This is a genomic window from Aquimarina mycalae, from assembly GCF_029906345.1.
Taxonomy (GTDB): Bacteria; Bacteroidota; Bacteroidia; order Flavobacteriales; family Flavobacteriaceae; genus Aquimarina.
In genome coordinates, this window is the sequence record NZ_JARYGY010000008.1 from 88,201 (window position 1) to 107,678 (window position 19,478).

11 protein-coding genes are annotated in these 19,478 nt (G+C 32.5%); 9 read left to right on the plus strand and 2 right to left on the minus strand.

Annotation, left to right across the window (positions count from 1 at the left end; genetic code table 11):
• Positions 1-8: 8 nt before the first annotated feature.
• Positions 9-584: an RNA polymerase sigma factor gene (locus QBK95_RS18630; protein WP_280936078.1), complete on the minus strand. Its 576-nt coding sequence runs from the start codon at positions 582-584 to the stop codon at positions 9-11.
• Positions 585-745: 161 nt separating this feature from the next.
• On the opposite strand from QBK95_RS18630, the gene QBK95_RS18635 reads away from it, so the two are divergent.
• The 9 genes from QBK95_RS18635 to der all read left to right on the plus strand — a co-directional run bounded on the left by QBK95_RS18635 (position 746) and on the right by der (position 19,106).
• On the plus strand, positions 746-3,880 hold the full coding sequence (locus QBK95_RS18635; RefSeq protein ID WP_280936079.1) for a CHAT domain-containing protein: 3,135 nt from the start codon (positions 746-748) through the stop codon (positions 3,878-3,880).
• Between the two features lie 273 nt (positions 3,881-4,153).
• Positions 4,154-6,742: a T9SS type A sorting domain-containing protein gene (locus tag QBK95_RS18640; RefSeq protein ID WP_280936080.1), complete on the plus strand. Its 2,589-nt coding sequence runs from the start codon at positions 4,154-4,156 to the stop codon at positions 6,740-6,742.
• A 605-nt stretch (positions 6,743-7,347) separates the two neighbouring features.
• Positions 7,348-10,515 carry a hypothetical protein gene (locus QBK95_RS18645; protein ID WP_280936081.1) on the plus strand — a complete coding sequence of 1,056 codons (3,168 nt, stop codon included), beginning with the start codon at positions 7,348-7,350 and terminating at the stop codon, positions 10,513-10,515.
• Between the two features lie 46 nt (positions 10,516-10,561).
• Positions 10,562-16,156: a DUF6443 domain-containing protein gene (locus QBK95_RS18650; protein WP_280936082.1), complete on the plus strand. Its 5,595-nt coding sequence runs from the start codon at positions 10,562-10,564 to the stop codon at positions 16,154-16,156.
• A gap of 183 nt (positions 16,157-16,339) precedes the next feature.
• Positions 16,340-16,471: a hypothetical protein gene (locus QBK95_RS18655; protein ID WP_280936083.1), complete on the plus strand. Its 132-nt coding sequence runs from the start codon at positions 16,340-16,342 to the stop codon at positions 16,469-16,471.
• A 128-nt stretch (positions 16,472-16,599) separates the two neighbouring features.
• Positions 16,600-16,734, plus strand: coding sequence for a hypothetical protein (locus tag QBK95_RS18660; protein ID WP_280936084.1), 135 nt, complete (start codon positions 16,600-16,602; stop codon positions 16,732-16,734).
• A 113-nt stretch (positions 16,735-16,847) separates the two neighbouring features.
• Positions 16,848-17,057: a hypothetical protein gene (locus tag QBK95_RS18665; protein ID WP_280936085.1), complete on the plus strand. Its 210-nt coding sequence runs from the start codon at positions 16,848-16,850 to the stop codon at positions 17,055-17,057.
• Between the two features lie 209 nt (positions 17,058-17,266).
• Complete coding sequence (locus tag QBK95_RS18670; RefSeq protein WP_280936086.1) at positions 17,267-17,680, plus strand: hypothetical protein; 414 nt, start codon at positions 17,267-17,269, stop codon at positions 17,678-17,680.
• A gap of 118 nt (positions 17,681-17,798) precedes the next feature.
• Positions 17,799-19,106 (plus strand): ribosome biogenesis GTPase Der, encoded by a 1,308-nt coding sequence (gene der / locus QBK95_RS18675; RefSeq protein ID WP_280936087.1) that lies wholly within the window; start codon positions 17,799-17,801, stop codon positions 19,104-19,106.
• A 42-nt stretch (positions 19,107-19,148) separates the two neighbouring features.
• Here the strand turns inward: der and QBK95_RS18680 are convergent, their stop codons facing one another.
• Positions 19,149-19,478, minus strand: a complete 330-nt coding sequence (locus QBK95_RS18680) for a MerR family transcriptional regulator (protein WP_027395257.1) — start codon at positions 19,476-19,478, stop codon at positions 19,149-19,151.

Genomic DNA, 19,478 nt, shown 5'->3' on the forward strand with positions numbered 1-19,478 from the left:
ATTGAAACCTAATTAGTATCCATTTTTAATTCTTCATAAATTGGATCTGCCTTTACCAATTGTGTCAATCTCTTTTTGCAATCAAATTTTTTCTTTCTAACGTATGATTCTGTACTGTTTCTTTGTTTTGCAATATCTTTCATAGACAATCCATTAAAAAAAAGTGTTAATAGCTCCTGGCAAGCGGGACCAAGTTTCAAAAAGCACTTTTGATATATGTATCTTCTTTCTTTTTTCTCAATTTCGTCAACAATATTTCCAGTGTCAGAAGCAACAACAGAAAGAACACCTTCGTGTTGTATTTCTTTTTTACTCTTTCTTAACTTATTCATCCACATATTTCTACATACAGAATAGATATAGGTTCCCAATGAAGAAGTTAACTGTAAGGAATTGTTTTCCAGTTTTTCGTAAACAAACACCATAGCATCTTGAAAAACATCTTCAGCGTCTTTTTCACTTCCTGAGTTTTTCAGAATAAAGCTTTTTACTTGTGGTAAATGCTTTTTATAGAAGGCTGTAATGATTGTTTGATTACCTGCAACAATTCCTGTTATAATTTCATTTTGTTCGTTGTTGCTCATTGATTAATGTTAAATAGCTGTAAATTGTTACCTGGTTAGGGATAAAATAATCAGTATAAAAGTAACATATTTATTTTTGTGACTACAAATACTATATAAATCAATCATATAGAAAAATCATAACGAATCACTTTTACATCATGATTAAAAAATGGAATTTTTTGACTCCTATAACTTTCTTGACTTTTATTATATGTAGTCATGCACAAATAACCAAAGATACTCTTACTGCACATCAGAATTTTGCAAAAGGAGATACGTTATTGAAACAAAGAAGCTATAATCAATCAATATTACTATTTGAAAAAGCTGCTATAGAATTTAAAGAGCAATCAATTTGGAAAAGACATGTACAAAGTCTTAATAAAATTGCTCACAATCATTACCGTCTCCGAAATTTTGACTCAGTAATTAATATTTCAAAAGAAGTAATTGATATATCTCGAAAAAAAATAGGAGAAGAATCCCTTGAAGAAATGAACGCGTTAATGCGATTAGGGAACACTTTCAGAAAAAAAGATGATTATTACCAAGCACTGAGTTTTTATAAAAAGGCACTCTCAATTGCAGAAAAACAATTAGATCCGTATACAATTAGATTGGCCAATATCTATAATACTGCGGGCATATGTTACGACGACCTTGGTTTGTTGGAAGAAGCACAACATTATTATACATTATCTCTAAAGATCAACCAACATCTTTATGATGAAGAAAAAAATAATAACCTTAGTTCAGTATGCTTAAATCAAGCTATTTTATATGCTAATTTAGGATTGTATAGACAGTCTTTTACTTATTTGAAAAAAGCTATTGCATTGGATATCGAAAATTATGGAGAAAAACATCCTTATGTTGCAGGAGATTACTACAATTTAGCAACCAGTTATAGCTATGTAGGAGAGGATGACCTTGCACTACAGTACTATCAAAAAGGGTTGAATATCCTGAAAGAAATTTATAAAAAAGAAGATGAGTTTTTTGCTGAATCATATAGTGGTATTGCTACACAATATACAAGACTAGGAAAAGAAGGTCTTGGCTTGGATTATTATCAAAAAGCTATAAATATTTATAAAGATATTTATGGAGAAAATCATCGTTCTACAGCAGAGGTAATGTTAAATATTGGCGGAACCTATCGAATAAAAAAAGAATATGATACCGCATTAGAGTATTTAAGAAAAGGGGAACAAGTTTTTCTGAGCATTTTTGGCGAAAATCATGGAGATATGGTTTGGCCCAATAAGGAACTTGCTGAGTTGTATGAACAACAGGATAATCTGGATCAGGCTTATCTATACTATCAAAAAAATATAGACATCTCTTTACAAAGTTTTGGAGCTAAGAATCAAAAAACTGCCGAAGCTTATATTAACAAAGCAAGAATTCTTTTGTCAAAACAACAATATCATCAATCGATACAAGAATATCATAATGCAATAATTGCAGGAACAAAACAATTTAAGAACCTATCTGTTGAAGCATCTCCTGAACCGAATGATTATTTTAATAGCAACACACTATTAACAGCTGTTTATGGAAAGGCAAAAGCATTAAAATTACAATCAGAAATAACTAAAAATGACAATGAGCTTTTTCTTGCATATAATAATTTGTTCTTATGTGATTCCCTTATTGATCAAACAAGAAATGTATTTAAGTCGGAAGAGGATAAGGCATCCTTAGCCAAAATCGCTGTAAAAGTATATAGAGATGGAATCTCTTCTGCCCTGAGTTTATATAACAAAACTAAAAGCGTAAGATATCTTAATAATGCATTTTACTTTTCTGAAAAAAACAAAGCAAGATTGTTAGATGAACAACTTAGAAAAATAAAAGCAACCAAGTTTGCAGGGATTTCTGAAGATAAATTGAACCAAATACAGGAAATTTCGCAGAAACTCGAAACATATATTTCAAAATTTCAAGAATATCAAATTCAAGAAAATACCGAAAAAAACACGCTAAAAAGAGATTCGTATCAGGACCTAGTATTTACATATAATAGAAAGAAAGATTCTTTGTTTGATGAAATTGAAAATCGGTATCCAGAATATCATCAACTTAAATATGACAACACTATAGTTTCAGTATCTAAAATTCAGCAAAAGATACCTGAAAACACATTATTATTAGAATATTTTATTGGTGATAATCAGCTATATGCCTTTGCGATCTCTAAAAATAAGTTCTCAGTAGTACCCTTACAATTTTCAGGATTAGATCAAAAAGTACTTCAGTTTAGAAAAGCAGTTATCAATAAAGATATTGATACATATTCAAGAATGGGATATGAATTGTATACATCTCTTTTAAATCCTATAATATCTTCTGATTTTGATCATGAAAATATAATCATTGTGCCTGATGGAGTATTATGGCATCTCAATTTTGATGTATTACTAACAGAGAAATCTTCATCAACGAATCCAATAGATCTGCCATTTGTAATCAAGAAACATACGATTAGTTACGCCAATGCTGCTAATTTGTTTTTTAAAGATTCGTTTATGAATAGAGATAATAATATACGTAACCAATGCTTGGCGTTCTCTTTTTCAGATACAGCAAATTTAAAATCTACTGGAGATGAATTAGCTCTAAATACCTTTAGAAATAGTAAAGATGATCTTCCTGGTGCTCGACAAGAAATAAAAGCAATTTCTGAGATCGTAGATGGTAGTTATTTCTATGGTAAACAAGCAATAGAATCTAATTTTAAGAGTAAAGCGAATCAATTTTCAATGCTACATTTAGCATTGCACGGAGAATTAGATGATCTTCAACCTGAAAATTCTAAACTATATTTTACTCAAGTGGAAAATTCGGAACAAGATAACTATCTTTATAATAGAGAGATATACAGTATGAATATTCCTGCGGAATTAGCAGTATTAAGTGCTTGTAATACTGGGACAGGAAAGATTTCTAAAGGAGAAGGAGTAATGAGTTTAGGGAGAGCATTTCGATATGCTGGAACCAAAAGTCTGGTATTGACCAATTGGGAAGTTTCTGATGAAACTACTCCTGAGATTATGAAAAATTTCTATGCAAATCTTAAAAAAGGAATGAATAAGTCGAAGGCTTTGCAACAAGCTAAATTACAATTCCTTAATGAGTCAAATGTGTATAATTCAGATCCTTATTATTGGGGTGGATTTTATCTCATTGGGGACACTACTCCGATCAAATTTGATAATAAAAATCGGCTTTATTGGATGATTTTAGTAACGATACTATTAATTATAACTGGATTTTGGTATTATAAAAGAAAACAAGGTTCATCTGTATAAGAAATTCCCTGAATACAGGGTGAGATCTTTCTCCGAAAGATTCGAATTTTGTAACAAAAAAACTCGCTGCATAGAATACGAACCTTTTATGATTTTTGAAAACTAAGGATGTAAATGTATGATGTCCAAAAAAACAGGAGATTCATCGAAAAATTAAGTATTAACTACTTGAATACGAATAAATTTAGTTCTTTTGCAGCCGGAAAAATTTAAATAGGAGGTAACATTTTACTCCTTACCTACATAAAGCCCTAAATAAACTTGAAAACAAAAATGAGAAAACTACTACTTTTAGTAATGGGAATGCTGATCAGTAATGTGTTATTGGCACAAAACGTATATAATGGCAACCTGACTTTGACTTCGCAAGCAGAGGTAAATGCTTTTAACTATTCCGAAATACAAGGAAATTTAACCATTCGAGAAACTATTCCTGGAAACATTATTGACCTTTCTACACTTACAAGTTTGGAAAAACTAGAAGGAGGGTTATTTGTAAAATCAAATAAAAATATCCAAAACCTTAACGGATTCTCTAATCTAACTGCAGTAAATGGAACCTTGCAGATTGAAGGTAATGCCAATTTAGAAAACCTTTCGGGTTTATCTGGTATAGAAAGAGTTACAAGGGATCTTTTGATACACAATAACCATAAAATAAAAACGCTAACTGCATTTAACAATTTGGTTGTTTTAGGAGGTAAATTAAGTGTACATTGGAACACAGGTTTAACTAGTATGGATGGATTTACTTCGCTTACAAGATTAGGTGGAGATATCACCATCACTGCTAACCTAAATATGACAAATCTAAATGGTCTTAGCAATGTAATTTATATTGGAGGACATCTTAGATTAATCAATAATAGACTATATAACCTAAGACCGTTAAGAAAAGTTGCTGTCGTGGGAAAGAGTTTAATTATTAAAAAATCGAATATTTATAACCTTAATGATCTTTCTGGCATCGAAGAGATTCACGGAGGGTTGTATATTCATAATAATAAGAATCTTCAGGATATAGAAGGGATATCAGCAGCTTTAAAGGGAAATTTTGTTACCCTGGATTTTGTCAATAATCCTAATTTGCAGAGTATAGAAGGAGTCGAAAAAATAACTAGTATTAATGTAGATGTAAGGTTTGTAAATCATCCTAGGTTAACAAATTTAGACCCTTTATCTAATATTATGCGAATTATTGATAATCTGGATATACGTAATAATAGTAATCTCGAAAGTGCTTGTGGGATTATTCAATTATTAGAAGATCCAAATGCCGTAGGACGAAATATTACTATCAGTAATAATGCAATAGCATCTAGTTCTGCACAAGCGATTATAGATGCTTGTAATGAATGTAGAGTACTAAACGGAGATATCATACTAACTACTCAATCAGATATAGAGAGTTTTAAGTATTGTAAAATCAATGGTAGCCTTACGATTGAAGAGTCAGCTCCAGGAGCAATTCAGAATCTTAGTAATTTATATAAACTTATTACTGTAGTCGGAAACATATCTATAAAAAATAATACAGCATTAGATGATATTACTGCCTTGTCAAACCTAAAAGCACTTAGAGGAGGTTTGATACTTGATGGTAACCAAAGCTTAACTAATACAGGGAATTTTAATAAACTAAGCTCGTTAGGCGGAAGGTTAACGATTGCTAATAACCCTCTTCTTACAGATCTTAGCGGTTTAGCAACTATTAATATTATAAGAGGAAACCTTACGGTTAGCAATAACCAAAACTTAGCTGATTTAGATGGATTAGATGTGATCGGGTTGGATCTTTTTAGATATTGCGACATCCGTATTCAAGATAATGCAAGTTTGAAAAATATAGATGTGTTTTCAGGAATTTCTATGGTTCCTGGAAGTATCATTATTACCAATAATCCAGTGTTAGAGAATCTTGATGGTCTTTCTGATGTAAGAGGCATCCAGGATGATATGATTATTGCAGGTAATACTGGATTACAAAACGCTTGTGGAATCTTAAAAATGGTAGAACGTCAACGAATAGATACACTTATTTGGGGAGTGAGATCTATAGAATTAGCAAATAACGGACCTAATTCGAGCAGTAGAGAAGATATTATTAATACCTGTAATATTGTTGCAGAAGGAGATATAACACTAACATCACAAGAAGAAGTAGACGCTTTTGATTATCAGATTGTGAAAGGTAGTCTTATAATAGAAGAAACTGTTTCTGGTAATATCACCAATCTTTTGGCATTACAATCTTTAAAAGAAGCTGGGAGTATTATCATTAAAAACAATACTGCTCTTAAAAATCTAAGAGGTCTTACTTATAATTTGAGAACAGTAACACAGCAAAGAGGTGGTTTTGTATTGGATAATAATCCAGAATTATATAGAATAAGTACATTAAGATATGACTATTATGATATCTATACGCTTTTGTGTTTTGGAGTAATAAATCAAGCACAGGTACGATGGGAGCCTTCTGCTCGTTTCGAAATTATTGAAGGATATCCAGTTGCATCATTTAGATGCCCAATTCCTTCTCCACAAAACCCATTTAGAAAAAGAGAGACCGATGATTTTGCGTCAAGTAAAAGCAGCGCTGCTTCTGCACAGAAAGAATTAGTGCAAGGACCTATACTATATCCAACAATTTCTAATGGAAATTCGGTTAATCTTAGTGGTTTGGAAACTGATTTCTTATATAGCGTTTATAATGTTACGGGTATGTTAGTGCAACAAGGCAATATAAAAAATAATCAGGCACAAAAAACTATTCAGTTTGATAGACTTTTAAGCACTGGAGTATATCTTCTTAAGATACAAGAAAAGGAGGCGGTTACTACATTACGATTTATAGTAAAGTAACCTTATAAAATATAGATTATAAAGGAGCTCCCATATCGGGAGCTTTTTTTATTTCATTTTTTAAAAAATGAAAGGGGTAACAATTTTGTTTGCGAATACATTAAGAGTTCATTTATTAAAAATTAAAAACATGATACATAAGAAATTTGACATTAAGGGAATGCAATTATTAAGCAAAGAAGACCAGAAACTAGTACAAGGTGGCATGAAATGGAAAGGCCGCCGACAAAGTTGTAATGTACAATATAGCGCAACCTCAGCCTTGGCATTTACCAACGCAATAATGACAGTTCTAGAGTGTGGCGGGGAGCCCTCGGATTATATTCATTATTAATATAAATTTTCTGATTTTCTTTAGCCAGTAGCACTTTTGCTATGTGTTAATTTTACAAGATCGTATCAAAAGCCATGACAAAAGTTATGGCTTTTTTGATTTAATAAAACAAAATATGAATCATCTATCCCTTCTTGATAATTGCATCAATAAATAGCATTTAGAGCTTTTCAATTTTTTTTTACGAAATCTCATAAAGTAGGGGGTAACATTGTCCTTACTTATTACATAAAGGTGGATTTAAAACAAAAAAAGTAAACTTATTTATACAATGAAACAAAAACTTTTTATTAAAAAAGATACTGTACATTTTACTTATTGGTTTAGTAAAAGCAGTGATTCTAAAACTAACCTTAAATTTTCATCCCTAGTTTTAATTCTTTTCATTGGAATACACTTGGGATATTCACAAGATGATGACTACTATTCATCAACAGATTTATACTCACCTACCCAAGTGATTAATCCATCAATGAAAAATCCAGATATTGCCGCTTTTGAGAAAGTAAATTTTATCCCTGTATCCAATTATACAGGCAGAGCCAATATCACTATTCCTATTTATGAAATAGTAGCTGGTAAAATGTCAGTGCCGATTACTTTATCCTATAATTCTTCTGGAGTTAAGGTCAGTGATATACCTTCTAGTGTTGGATCCAATTGGTCATTAAATGCTGGAGGAGTATTGTCTAGATCTACAAGAGGTATGGATGACTTCAGTGGTGGAAGAACAATTACGCTATCTAACTTTAATAAGTACAGGACTGATAGGGGTTGGTTAAGTTTTTATAGAGAAGGACCTCTTATAGGGAAAAATAAATACTCTCTAGGTAAATTTGATGACTATCATCCTGATCTATTCATGGCTAATGCCCCAGGATTATCTGTTAAGTATTATCATACTAAATCACGAGTATCCGACAATCAAGTTGTAGGAGGGTATCCTATATTATTTGGAGATTCAAAAGGAATAATAGTGAAAGAAACTTTTGGATTTAGTGATGCCACACCTTGGTATTCTTATAATAATCCTACCCCGATTACTCCAACAAATATTTTAGGTCTTACTAATGCGACTATAACCAATATTAATGGAATAAAATACACCTTTAGTGCTCCTAGTTTTTCTTTTAACTCAAATATGGGTAGTGGGCGTGTTAAATTTGAGTCTTTGCAATTAAGTTCGATGTATGATCCTTCTACGGATCAGCCGATTCAATTTCACTATCAGGAATATGGAACCCCACAATTTGATGTACATCAATCTGGGCTTGTATATTATAAAGAAGGAGAAAATGTACCATCTTCCCAAAGTAAATTTACGCAACACTTAAGTAGACGCCGTCTTAAAAGAATCAGTTGGATGGGTGGAGCTGTAAAATTTGACTACAATCATCAAAGAACTGATGGGGGCGATGATTATGCGTTAAGTAGTATAACTGTATATGATAGAGAAGGGAATATGATTAAAAAGATGAAGTTACAATACAGTAATTTTCAATCTTCAATCCAAAGCCATAGACCACAAAGTAGACGATTACGTTTAGACAAAGTATATCAAGTAGATGCTCAAGGAAACACTTTGCCAGGATATAAATTGTTTTATAATACTTCTATGGAGATGCCTCCAAGAGATTCATATGCTCATGATTATTTGGGGTATAATAATGGTTCATACAACCCATCTTTAAATAAACCTATACCCAAACTTTACTTTCTTAAAAGATCAACTTTATTTCCTCCTCCATTAGATGATAATGGTATGATCACTAATGTAAAATCGAGAGTAATTACTCCTTTTTTTAATAGTTCAGGAAGTGTAGGCCTTGGCGGGAACTATTCTTTAGAAGCTGATTTGGAACATGCAAAAACTTATAGCCTTACTAAAATGATCTATCCTACAGGAGGTATTACCGAATATGAATATGAACTTAATGAATTTTATAATCAAGGAGCAACAAGAAAAGGAGGTGGATTACGAATCAAATCTCAAAAACTTATTGATGAGTACGGTAATGAGCAAATCATGGATTATATCTACTACGAAGGAAGGATCAATAATTTTCCTTCTTTCGCAAAAATCACGACTAATGATTGTGAAGGCTCGGGCCCACAATATGGAAATTGTGCAAACGTAACTTTTGAAAATGGAAAAGTAAAAGGGATTGGTATTACTACCTATAGAACACCAAATTCTCAGGTAGAACTAACCCAAGGAGCTTTTGTTGGATATACTGCTGTAACTGTGAAAAATAGAATTAATAACGGATATACTTTATACAGATATTATACGCCTAAAGATTATAAAAATATTCCTTCTACCAAAAAAGAGTTTAGAGGCAATGGAAATCTATTATATACTTTAGGAGCAGGTGAGTTATTTGCCGATCAGGATGTATATAGAGGGAAATTAAGGTTTGAGATAGTGTACGATAAGGATCATAGACCAATAACTGAGAAACGGTATGAATATAAATCCAAAAAATTTGATGATATATCACTTAATTTTTACAATCAGTCAAACCCCAAATGTCTTCGTTTAGATAGATCTTGCGATGGTTTTGAAGAAGAATTGAAAATTCCTATTGAGCGAAATTTACTTTCTAAGGTAGTTACAAAAGAGTACAGCCCATCTTATAAAAATACTGATCCTCGGGAAAATCCCATTGAAGAAATAACAGAGGTGTTTAAAACTGAAACCTTATATCATTACGATAAGGATTACCCATTACTCGTACGAGAAATTCGATCATTGTTTGAGCAGTGTGATGAAAATGATCAGTCATGTTTACCAATTGAATCTTCAAAAGTCGAAAAGAAAATACAATATGCCTTTGCTAGCTCATTGCCTTTTGTAAACGAGTTAAAAAATCAAAACCGACTGAACGAGTCCATGAAAATTTGGGTTAAAGAAAATGGAAAAATAAGGTTACAAGAAGAAAGTCATTTTAAAAAATATCATACCCAATTAATAAATCTGGAAAAAATAAACTTCTTTGGTAATGGAACAGAGTCTAGTTTTTCTGATGTGGTTACCCAGCGTACGGTAATGGGTAAAATAGAAGAGTATCAGCATAAAAATGGAAGTTTTACAACAAACCTATATGCTTATACTGGTAACAATTTAATTGCAGTAATTAGTAATGCGAGATTAGAAGAGGTCAAAAATATATTATCAACTAACGATATATCATTTTCTGAATTGTATTTAACATACAATACGACAGAAATAGAAAGGGCAACAACAGTGTTGCGAGAAAAATTACCCAAAGCTCTGGTGACTTCTTACTTACATAAACCTTTAGTAGGTGTTACCTCTATTACAGATCCAAGAGGGCGTAAACAGAGCTTCTATTATGACAGCTTTAATCGCCTAAAAATGATTAAGGATCATAATGGTAATATCGTAAGTAATAATGAATATCACTACAAGAATTAAAACAATGAAACAGTATATAATAAATAATATAAAAATAGCATTCGTAATGCTGCTATTTTGCAGTGCAACCATACAAGCACAAGCAGATTTTGTTGGGCCAACAACCGTAGAGCCCAATACTCAAGCGACTTACAGAATTTCAAAACCTGTGCAAATCAACGGACAAGTTTATGTTTTAGGAGGGTATGTAGTTTCGGAAACTGAAGTGGAGACAGATATATATGATATTACCATACAATGGGAAAACCCAGCAAATGGGGTAGGATATATAGAAGCAGAAGTTAATGTAGCTTATGAAGGTCAGCAAACTATTAGTTTAGATGTGGTTATTAATAACAATGTTCCTGATGAGATTGTTCTTAGAGGTCCAATTAATGTAAACACAAATGATATAGTAGTATATGAAATGAACGTTATTGCAGATATCAATGGTCATGATATAACAGGCGGTAGTGTACTTGGTATAGAACCTGTTCCGAATAGAAATGTAACCGAGATTACTATAAAGTGGGATAACCCTTCAATAGATGGAAAAGGAGTTATAGATATTGAACTCGATGCAACAAATCAAGCAGGAAGAATAAATATACGATTGGATGTAAATATAAATGTTTCAACTGATTTTACGTTACAGGGACCTACAACCGTTAATCAATATCAGTTTAAAAGATATAATGTTCAAAAAAGTGTATATGTACCAGTAAGTAATTGGAGCGTAACAGGAGGAGAGATTGTAAACGCTAAAGAAGATTATATAGATGTTGTATGGATAGATAGAAATGGAGGTAAAGTGATATACGATTTAGAAGGAACTATAAAAACATTGGATGTTATTGTCAATTCACCTACACCCAATAATAGTCCATTTACAATCGTAGGGCCTGATATTATTGATCCTAATACATATGCAAAATTTACTGTTGAAAATAATGTAGGAATACAATATCCGGAAGTTAATATTAAAAAAATAGTCGGTGGAACTTTAGAATATCAGGAACAGGAGCCTATTTTCTATGTGAAATGGCCAGATACTCCATATGGGACCAAAGGAGTGATTATCGCTACTATTGATAGCCAGTATACTATTTATAAAGAAGTAACCATTAACATAACTCCTCCTTATGTGAAAATTATAGGAAAAGAGGCTGTAGAATTAGGTCAAAAAGAATTGTATTATATCGATTCAAATATCCCAGATCTTACTTCTAGAAATTGGGAGATTACAGGAGGAGAAATAATGCATAAGGGGCTTAACCTTTTTGTAAACTGGAACAAGGCAGGTGTAGGTACTATAAAAGCTACTGCAACAGCTCCAAATGGAGATGTTTTTACAGATCAGATACCAGTAATTATTACTATACCAAACTTAGGAAAACCAGGGTTGCTTGGACCAGTGGTCGCCAATATTAATAGCACAGTAAAATACGAACTAAAAAATGCACATGATGCTATATCGTCCTACCAGAATGTAAACTGGAATGTTGTTGGTGGTCAAGTTTTGGAGAAGGATCAATTTGGGGCTATCATAAAATGGAATCATCTTGTAAATGGAGAGCATAGTATTTCGGTTTCCGCCACTGATGTAGATGGTACTGCACAAAGTTGCACTACTAAAGTTACTTTAGAAACTAAAAACTTAGATAACTATATTAATCCTCCCTCTTCATTTTCTACTAATGAAAATTATATACTGACACAAACTTTTGATAAACCTATCAAAAACTTGTCGCAAGCTAATGAAGCAAATACAATAGAAAATATAGCTTATTTTGACGTTTTAGGTAGACCCAAGCAAGAACTTGCCATAAAAGCTGGAGGAAATCAGGAAGATATTATTCATCATATGGAATATGATGGTTTAGGTAGGCAAACCAAAACCTATCTTAGATACGCTTCAGAAACTTCTAATAAAGCTTTTAGAATATACGCACAAGAAGAAACAAAACGATTCTATGATACTCCAAAATATGAACATACTCAAAACCCTTATGCCGAAATCATTTTTGAAAACAACCCTTCGCCTAGGATTCAAAAACAATTCGCACCAGGAGATGATTGGAAAAGTACGACATTAAATGATCATGCGGTGTATGCTATGCAAGATGTTGTTAGGACTAATGATAATGTTAGAAAATTCAGCGTAGTATCCGATGCAGATAAAAACCTTTCATTACAATTTAATGGTTATGTAGAAACTGGGATAACAAATTATACAGGAAAACTTAAGAAAGTATCCTTACAAAAAAACGTGACCAGAAACGAAAACTGGAAACCGAGTGATGGTAAAGACAATACTATCGAAGAGTATATGGATTACCAAGGTAGAGTTGTTCTAAAACGTTTGTTTAATAAAGGAGAACCCTATGGTACTTATTATGTATATGATGACCACGGTAGTTTAATATATGTGATCCCTCCAAAAGCTTCAGACGGAATTGTAAAATCTGATGAGAGCATTGCTGCTGACATATTAAACGAGTTATGTTATCAATACAGATATGACAGCCGATACCGTATGATCGAGAAAAAAGTACCAGGTAAAGGATGGGAATATATGGTATATGACCGATTAGATCGTTTAATACTTACTCAAGATGCCCGACAAATGAAACAGGTACCTAAAGAATGGGTTTTTACCAAATATGATAAATTAGGGAGAGTGGTATATACAGGTATTTTATATGATAGCAAGGATCGAGAAACAATGCAATCTTTTTACGATGATAGTACAGCTCCTTTGTATGAAGAAAGGGTGGAAAGTCCATTGAATCTGGGTGGAACGGGATATAAGTTGTATTACAGTAATAATGCCGAGCCAAAGAATGTGTATAACCTGATGTCTATAAATTATTATGATGATTATCATTTTGATTTGGCTGGTGCTACAAATCCAATAAATGTCTATGATCAGTCCATCACGGCCAACACAAAAACCTTAGCAACAGGTTCCAAAATAAGAGTTCTGGGGACTAAGAAATGGATCACTAACGTTAACTATTACAGTGAGAAAGCGCAATTGATTTATGGGTATACTTATAACGAATACTTAGGTACTACAAATACCATTAGTAATAAATTAGATTTTACTAGTAAGGTGCTAGAAAGTAAAACAACTCATAAAAGATTCGAGGCTACACCTATTGTCACATTAGATAAATTCACATATGATCACGTAGGTCGATTGTTAACGCAAAAACAAACAATAAATAATCAGCCAGAAGAATTGATTGTGAGCAACACGTATGATGAATTAGGGATGTTGATCAAAAAAAATGTAGGAGGACAAACAGGTCAGGTTATCCAATCACTCTATGCAGGTATGGAAAATGTGGATGTAAGTGAGCAAGGAGAAATTACAAAAAACCATAGGGTAGAAGGTTGGAATGCAGGAACAGCAACTAGAGATCGAATATCTGGAGATGGAAAGCTATCTTTTCTTGCATTGCAAAATGATAAGGCAATTATGGTTGGGTTATCATATAATAATATAGACAATAAGCATACAACGATAAATTATGCTATGTATTTACGATTAGATGGTAAGATAGGAGTATATGAAAAAGGAGTAAACAAAGGAGTTTTTAGTGATTATACTACCACAGATGAATTAACGATCGAAAGAAAAGATACTACAGTATATTACCAAAAAAATGGAATAACTTTTTATACATCTACAGTTGCCAGTAATGGAGCTTTGATGGGGGATGTGTGTATGTATCATAATACTAGTGGAGTGAAGAACTTTAGAGTATCTGGAGAACTAAAACAAGGGTTGCAAACGGTAGATTATACTTATAATGTACGCGGATGGTTGCGACAGATTAATAACCCAGACCAGCAGTTAACAGATGATCTTTTTGCCTTTAAAATTAATTATAATAATACAGATGTTGCAGGAAGTACAGCGCTTTATAATGGAAACATAAGCGAAACACATTGGAAAACGGCTAATGATGGTGTAAAAAGACATTACACCTATAGTTATGATGCTTTAAGCAGAATTACTAAAGGGATTGATAATACAGGTAGATATAATCTGACTGATGTAAGTTATGATAAAAATGGCAATCTCCTAAACTTAACTCGTCAAGGATGGCAAAACGGTGTGAGTTATGCCAATATGGACAGATTGCACTACACCTATGATCAAGGCAATCGACTGATGAAAGTAATAGATACGGGTAACGATAATTATGGGTTTAAAGATGGGGTAAATACTCAAGGTATTGATTATGAATATGATGTAAACGGGAATATGACCGTAGATCGTAATAAAGGAATTACCAATATTACCTATAACCATTTAAACTTACCAACTGTAGTGACTATCAATGGTAAGCAGATCCGATACACCTATGACGCTACAGGTACAAAATTAACCAAATCAGTAAACGGAGTTTATACTCACTACGATGGGAGTTACGTATATGAAGGGCAAGAACTACAATTTTTTAAACATCCAGAAGGATATATAGAGCCTAACACCAATGATGGGTTTGATTATATATATCAATATCGAGATCATATAGATAATATTCGTTTAAGTTATAGTGATACCAATAAAGATGGTATCGTTACTAAAGACGAAATACGTAAAGAAAATAATTATTACCCTTTTGGGCTTAAACATGAAGGATACAACAATGTTGTACGTAGTAGAAATCATAAATATGGTTTTGGTGGTAAAGAAGAGCAAGATGAGTTAGGCTTAGATTGGATTGATATTACTGTTCGTAATTATGACCCTGCCCTCGGAAGATGGATGAATATTGACCTATTGGCAGAAATAATGCGTAGGCACTCCCCATATAACTACGCATTTAATAATCCAATATTTTTTACGGATCCAGACGGGATGGCTCCAAGAGGGTGGATTTCTTTGCCAGGAGCAGTTGATATGAGGGATCAGTATAGGTCAGGGTTTAATGCTAATGGTTATGATAACGGTAGTGGTGAAAGCACTAATAATGGGCCAGACCCTATGAATTGTATTAATTGTGACCCTAAAACCATACGGTCAATTACATCTACCCGATTAGGAGAAGAAGCTTCTAATGGTAAAGGTACTGGATGGAGTATTTCTGTAACATATGTTGAACAGAAAAGAATGACACAAGCTAATCAACATGGTCTTATGGTAGGTAAAGTAGTAGTTTTTGATCCTAATTTAGGAAAAACTCTTATAAATGAATCTGTTAGAATTGCTATCGATGGTAATGGAGAAATTCATAGTGCTATTTATACAAAAGCCACAAAAAGAGTAGATGAAAATGGTAAATTAATTAAAGGATCAGAAAGTTTTCAGGGGTACTTGGGTAAAATTTCTAATGGACATTTAGTTTTGGATAATGGGAAAAAGATAGAACTAGATTCTGAATTAAATAATTCAATTAGTGAAGCAATGACCTATAATAGTGATAACCCTGGTTCATTTGCTGTCCAAAAAGCAAAAGAGGCACAATCTCTAGGAGATTTTATCTTAGGGATAATTGGAATTAAAAATGAAACCGTAAGCTCATATGGAGTTTTGCGAGGTCTAACTGATCCTGAAATACAAAGAGCATTACAGGGAGTACAATTACATCATACTTTTATTAACAGTAGTCGGTTTTATGAAAATAAAAGGGTTATAAAACAATAAAACCCGATAGAAGTAAGATAGATAATGTGAATTATTATTCTAATAACAAAGCCTCCTGACTTAGTGAGAATACTAAAAAAACCAGTTACAGCAATGTTGCTGGTTTTTTTCTATTTATAAAAATTAAGTGGGTAACATTTTCAAACCTTCAAACATAAAAAGAACAATTAAAAACGATACATCATGAAAAAACAAGAAAACAACAAATTATCATTTGATTCTTTTAGTGATAATATACTAAACAACCGAGAGAAATATATAATCAAAGGAGGAGAAAGAGTTAGGAGTTCTATCCCTGATACAGATACAGATTAAGGTGTTTTTAAGTTGTAATTGCTCAATGTTATTATTAAAAATATTGTAGTTGAGTGATAAGACTAATAATTATAAGGCGGTAACCGAAAAGTCTGTAACAGAGTAGGTGTTATTTAAAATTATAAAAAATGGAAAATTCATCAATCAAACATTTTGAACAAAATGAAAATCAAGTGTTAGAAAGAAAACAATTAAGACAAGTTTTAGGCGGAGAAACTATTCGTAATCTCACGAATGGTGAAGGAGCCGCAGATTTAGAGTAAAGAGTTTTTTTTATAAAAAAAAATATAAAAGGGGGTAACATTTTTAATGATAACTACATAAAGAGTGATTCATGAGAATCGAGTAAAAATGTTTAATTAAAAAAAGTATAATTATGATCACTATTTCAGGAATGAAGCTACTAACAAAAAATGAGCTTAAAAGTATCAATGCAGGAGGATTAAATTCTTGTATAAGAAGACATCAAAGATTAATTATCAGGACGCAACGAACTGAACCTTTTGATGAAGGAATACGAGAAGAAATCATCAATGGACTTGTTGAGGATGCTAAAAAATGTTATGATGGAACCAATGTGTTATAGCAATTAATTGAGGATATTGAATCTACAACAGAAAAATTGTAATAACATAAATAAGGAGATACATTTTTTTTCTGAATGATGATAAATTACGGCCAAGAATTATCTTGGCTGTTTTTTTAGAAATCAATTAAAGAGATGATATTTTCTGTCGCAAAAACATTGAGTGTAATTCAAAAAAGTAAAACAATTATAGTCTTTAAAAATTTAAAATGAAAACCATATACATATATTGGATGTGTCTTCTATTAGTAGTAACATCCTGCATAGGAGATGATGGCATAGGAAATGAACAAATCATCTTCAACCCTCCAGAATGGACAGTTGGAGTATGGGAAAACGAAGATGGCGATGCGCTTTCTAAAACGCTGATATTTACCCAAACCAATATCATTCTAGAGAATAGAGATGGTAATGTTGTTGATTTTAGCCAATCAATAGCTTTAAATGGGAATGATGCACTTATTGAAGAAATTGCAACCCAAGACATGTATACGTTAACTATTCTGATTCATGAGCCGAATGCTTCAGAAGATGTTTTTACCAGAACTTTTGAAAAAGCAACATCTAATTCATTATATATGTTCAAGGGCATGGAAGAATTAGGAACATTTATCAAGCAATAACAAGAAACATTTTACTATCAGAAATTATATATAGTAGATTTTCTAACACATAATCAGGGTTCTATAGTTTAGGTAGAATAAAAAGACTAATTTTGCACAAATTTTAGAATTCAGGATAATGAGTAATATAGTGGCAATTGTAGGGAGACCTAATGTAGGGAAGTCTACTTTTTTTAATAGACTGATCCAGAGAAGAGAAGCAATCGTAGATGCGGTTAGTGGGGTTACTCGGGATCGTCACTATGGCAAAAGTGATTGGAACGGTAAAGAATTCTCTCTCATAGACACAGGTGGTTATGTAGTAGGTAGTGATGATATCTTTGAAGCTGAAATTGATAAACAAGTAGAGCTAGCTATTGATGAGGCTGATGCGATCATTTTTATGGTGGATGTAGAGTCTGGTGTGACTGGAATGGATGAAGAGGTAGCTAACTTATTACGCAAAGTTGATAAACCTATCTTTGTTGCAGTTAATAAAGTTGATAATTCTAAAAGAGCTGAAGATGCGGTTGAGTTTTATAGCTTGGGATTAGGAGAATATTATACGATTGCAAGTATTAATGGAAGCGGTACAGGAGAACTCCTGGATGCCTTAGTAGAGGCTTTGCCAGAACAAGAAGAAGAAGAAGCTTCAGAATTACCACGTTTTGCGGTAGTAGGAAGACCTAATGCAGGTAAATCATCCTTTATAAATGCACTAATCGGAGAGGATCGATATATTGTTACTGATATTGCTGGGACTACCAGAGATGCTATTGACACTAAATATAATCGTTTTGGTTTTGAATTTAATTTAGTAGATACCGCTGGAATTAGACGTAAGTCTAAAGTAAAAGAAGATCTTGAGTTTTATTCGGTAATGCGATCTGTTCGTGCGATAGAACATAGTGATGTTTGCTTACTGTTAGTAGATGCAACACGTGGGTTTGATGCGCAAGTGCAGAATATATTCTGGCTGGCAGAACGTAATCGTAAAGGGATTGTTATTCTGGTAAATAAGTGGGATTTAATCGAAAATAAGGAAAGTAATACCTTAAAAGATTTTGAAAAATACATCCGTAAACAGATTGAACCGTTTACAGATGTGCCGATTGTATTTATTTCTGCATTGACAAAACAAAGACTTTTTAAAGCTATTGAAACAGCGGTAGAAGTGTATAAGAATCGTTCTAAAAAAATTAAAACTAGTGTAATGAACGATACGATGCTTCCAATTTTAGAAAGGAATCCTCCACCAGCATATAAAGGTAAATACGTAAAGATTAAATACTGTATGCAATTGCCAACACCTCAACCACAATTCGCATTCTTTTGTAATCTACCACAATATATACGAGATCCTTACAAACGTTTTTTAGAGAATCAATTGCGAAAAGAATTTGATTTTCACGGAGTACCAGTAGCAGTATATTTTAGAAAGAAGTAGTTTGACAAATTAGAGTAATAGTAACTTATAGTAAACAATCTTTTACAACTGCTCTTTAATCTTTAGTAGTTGTCCTCTGATAGATTCTAATTTTCTGATGATATCAAAGCTATCTAAAGCTTCTTGCTTTTGTTCTTTAAGATGAATTTTTGCTCCTTCTAAGGTAAATCCACGTTCTTTTACCAGATGATAGATCAACTCAAGGTTTTTGATATCCTCTGGAGTGAATTTTCTATTTCCCTTTGCATTCTTTTTGGGTTTTAGAATATCAAACTCTTTTTCCCAAAAACGGATAAGAGAGGCATTTACATCAAATGCATCGGCTACTTCGCCAATACCATAGTACATTTTTTTTGGTAAGTCAACATACAT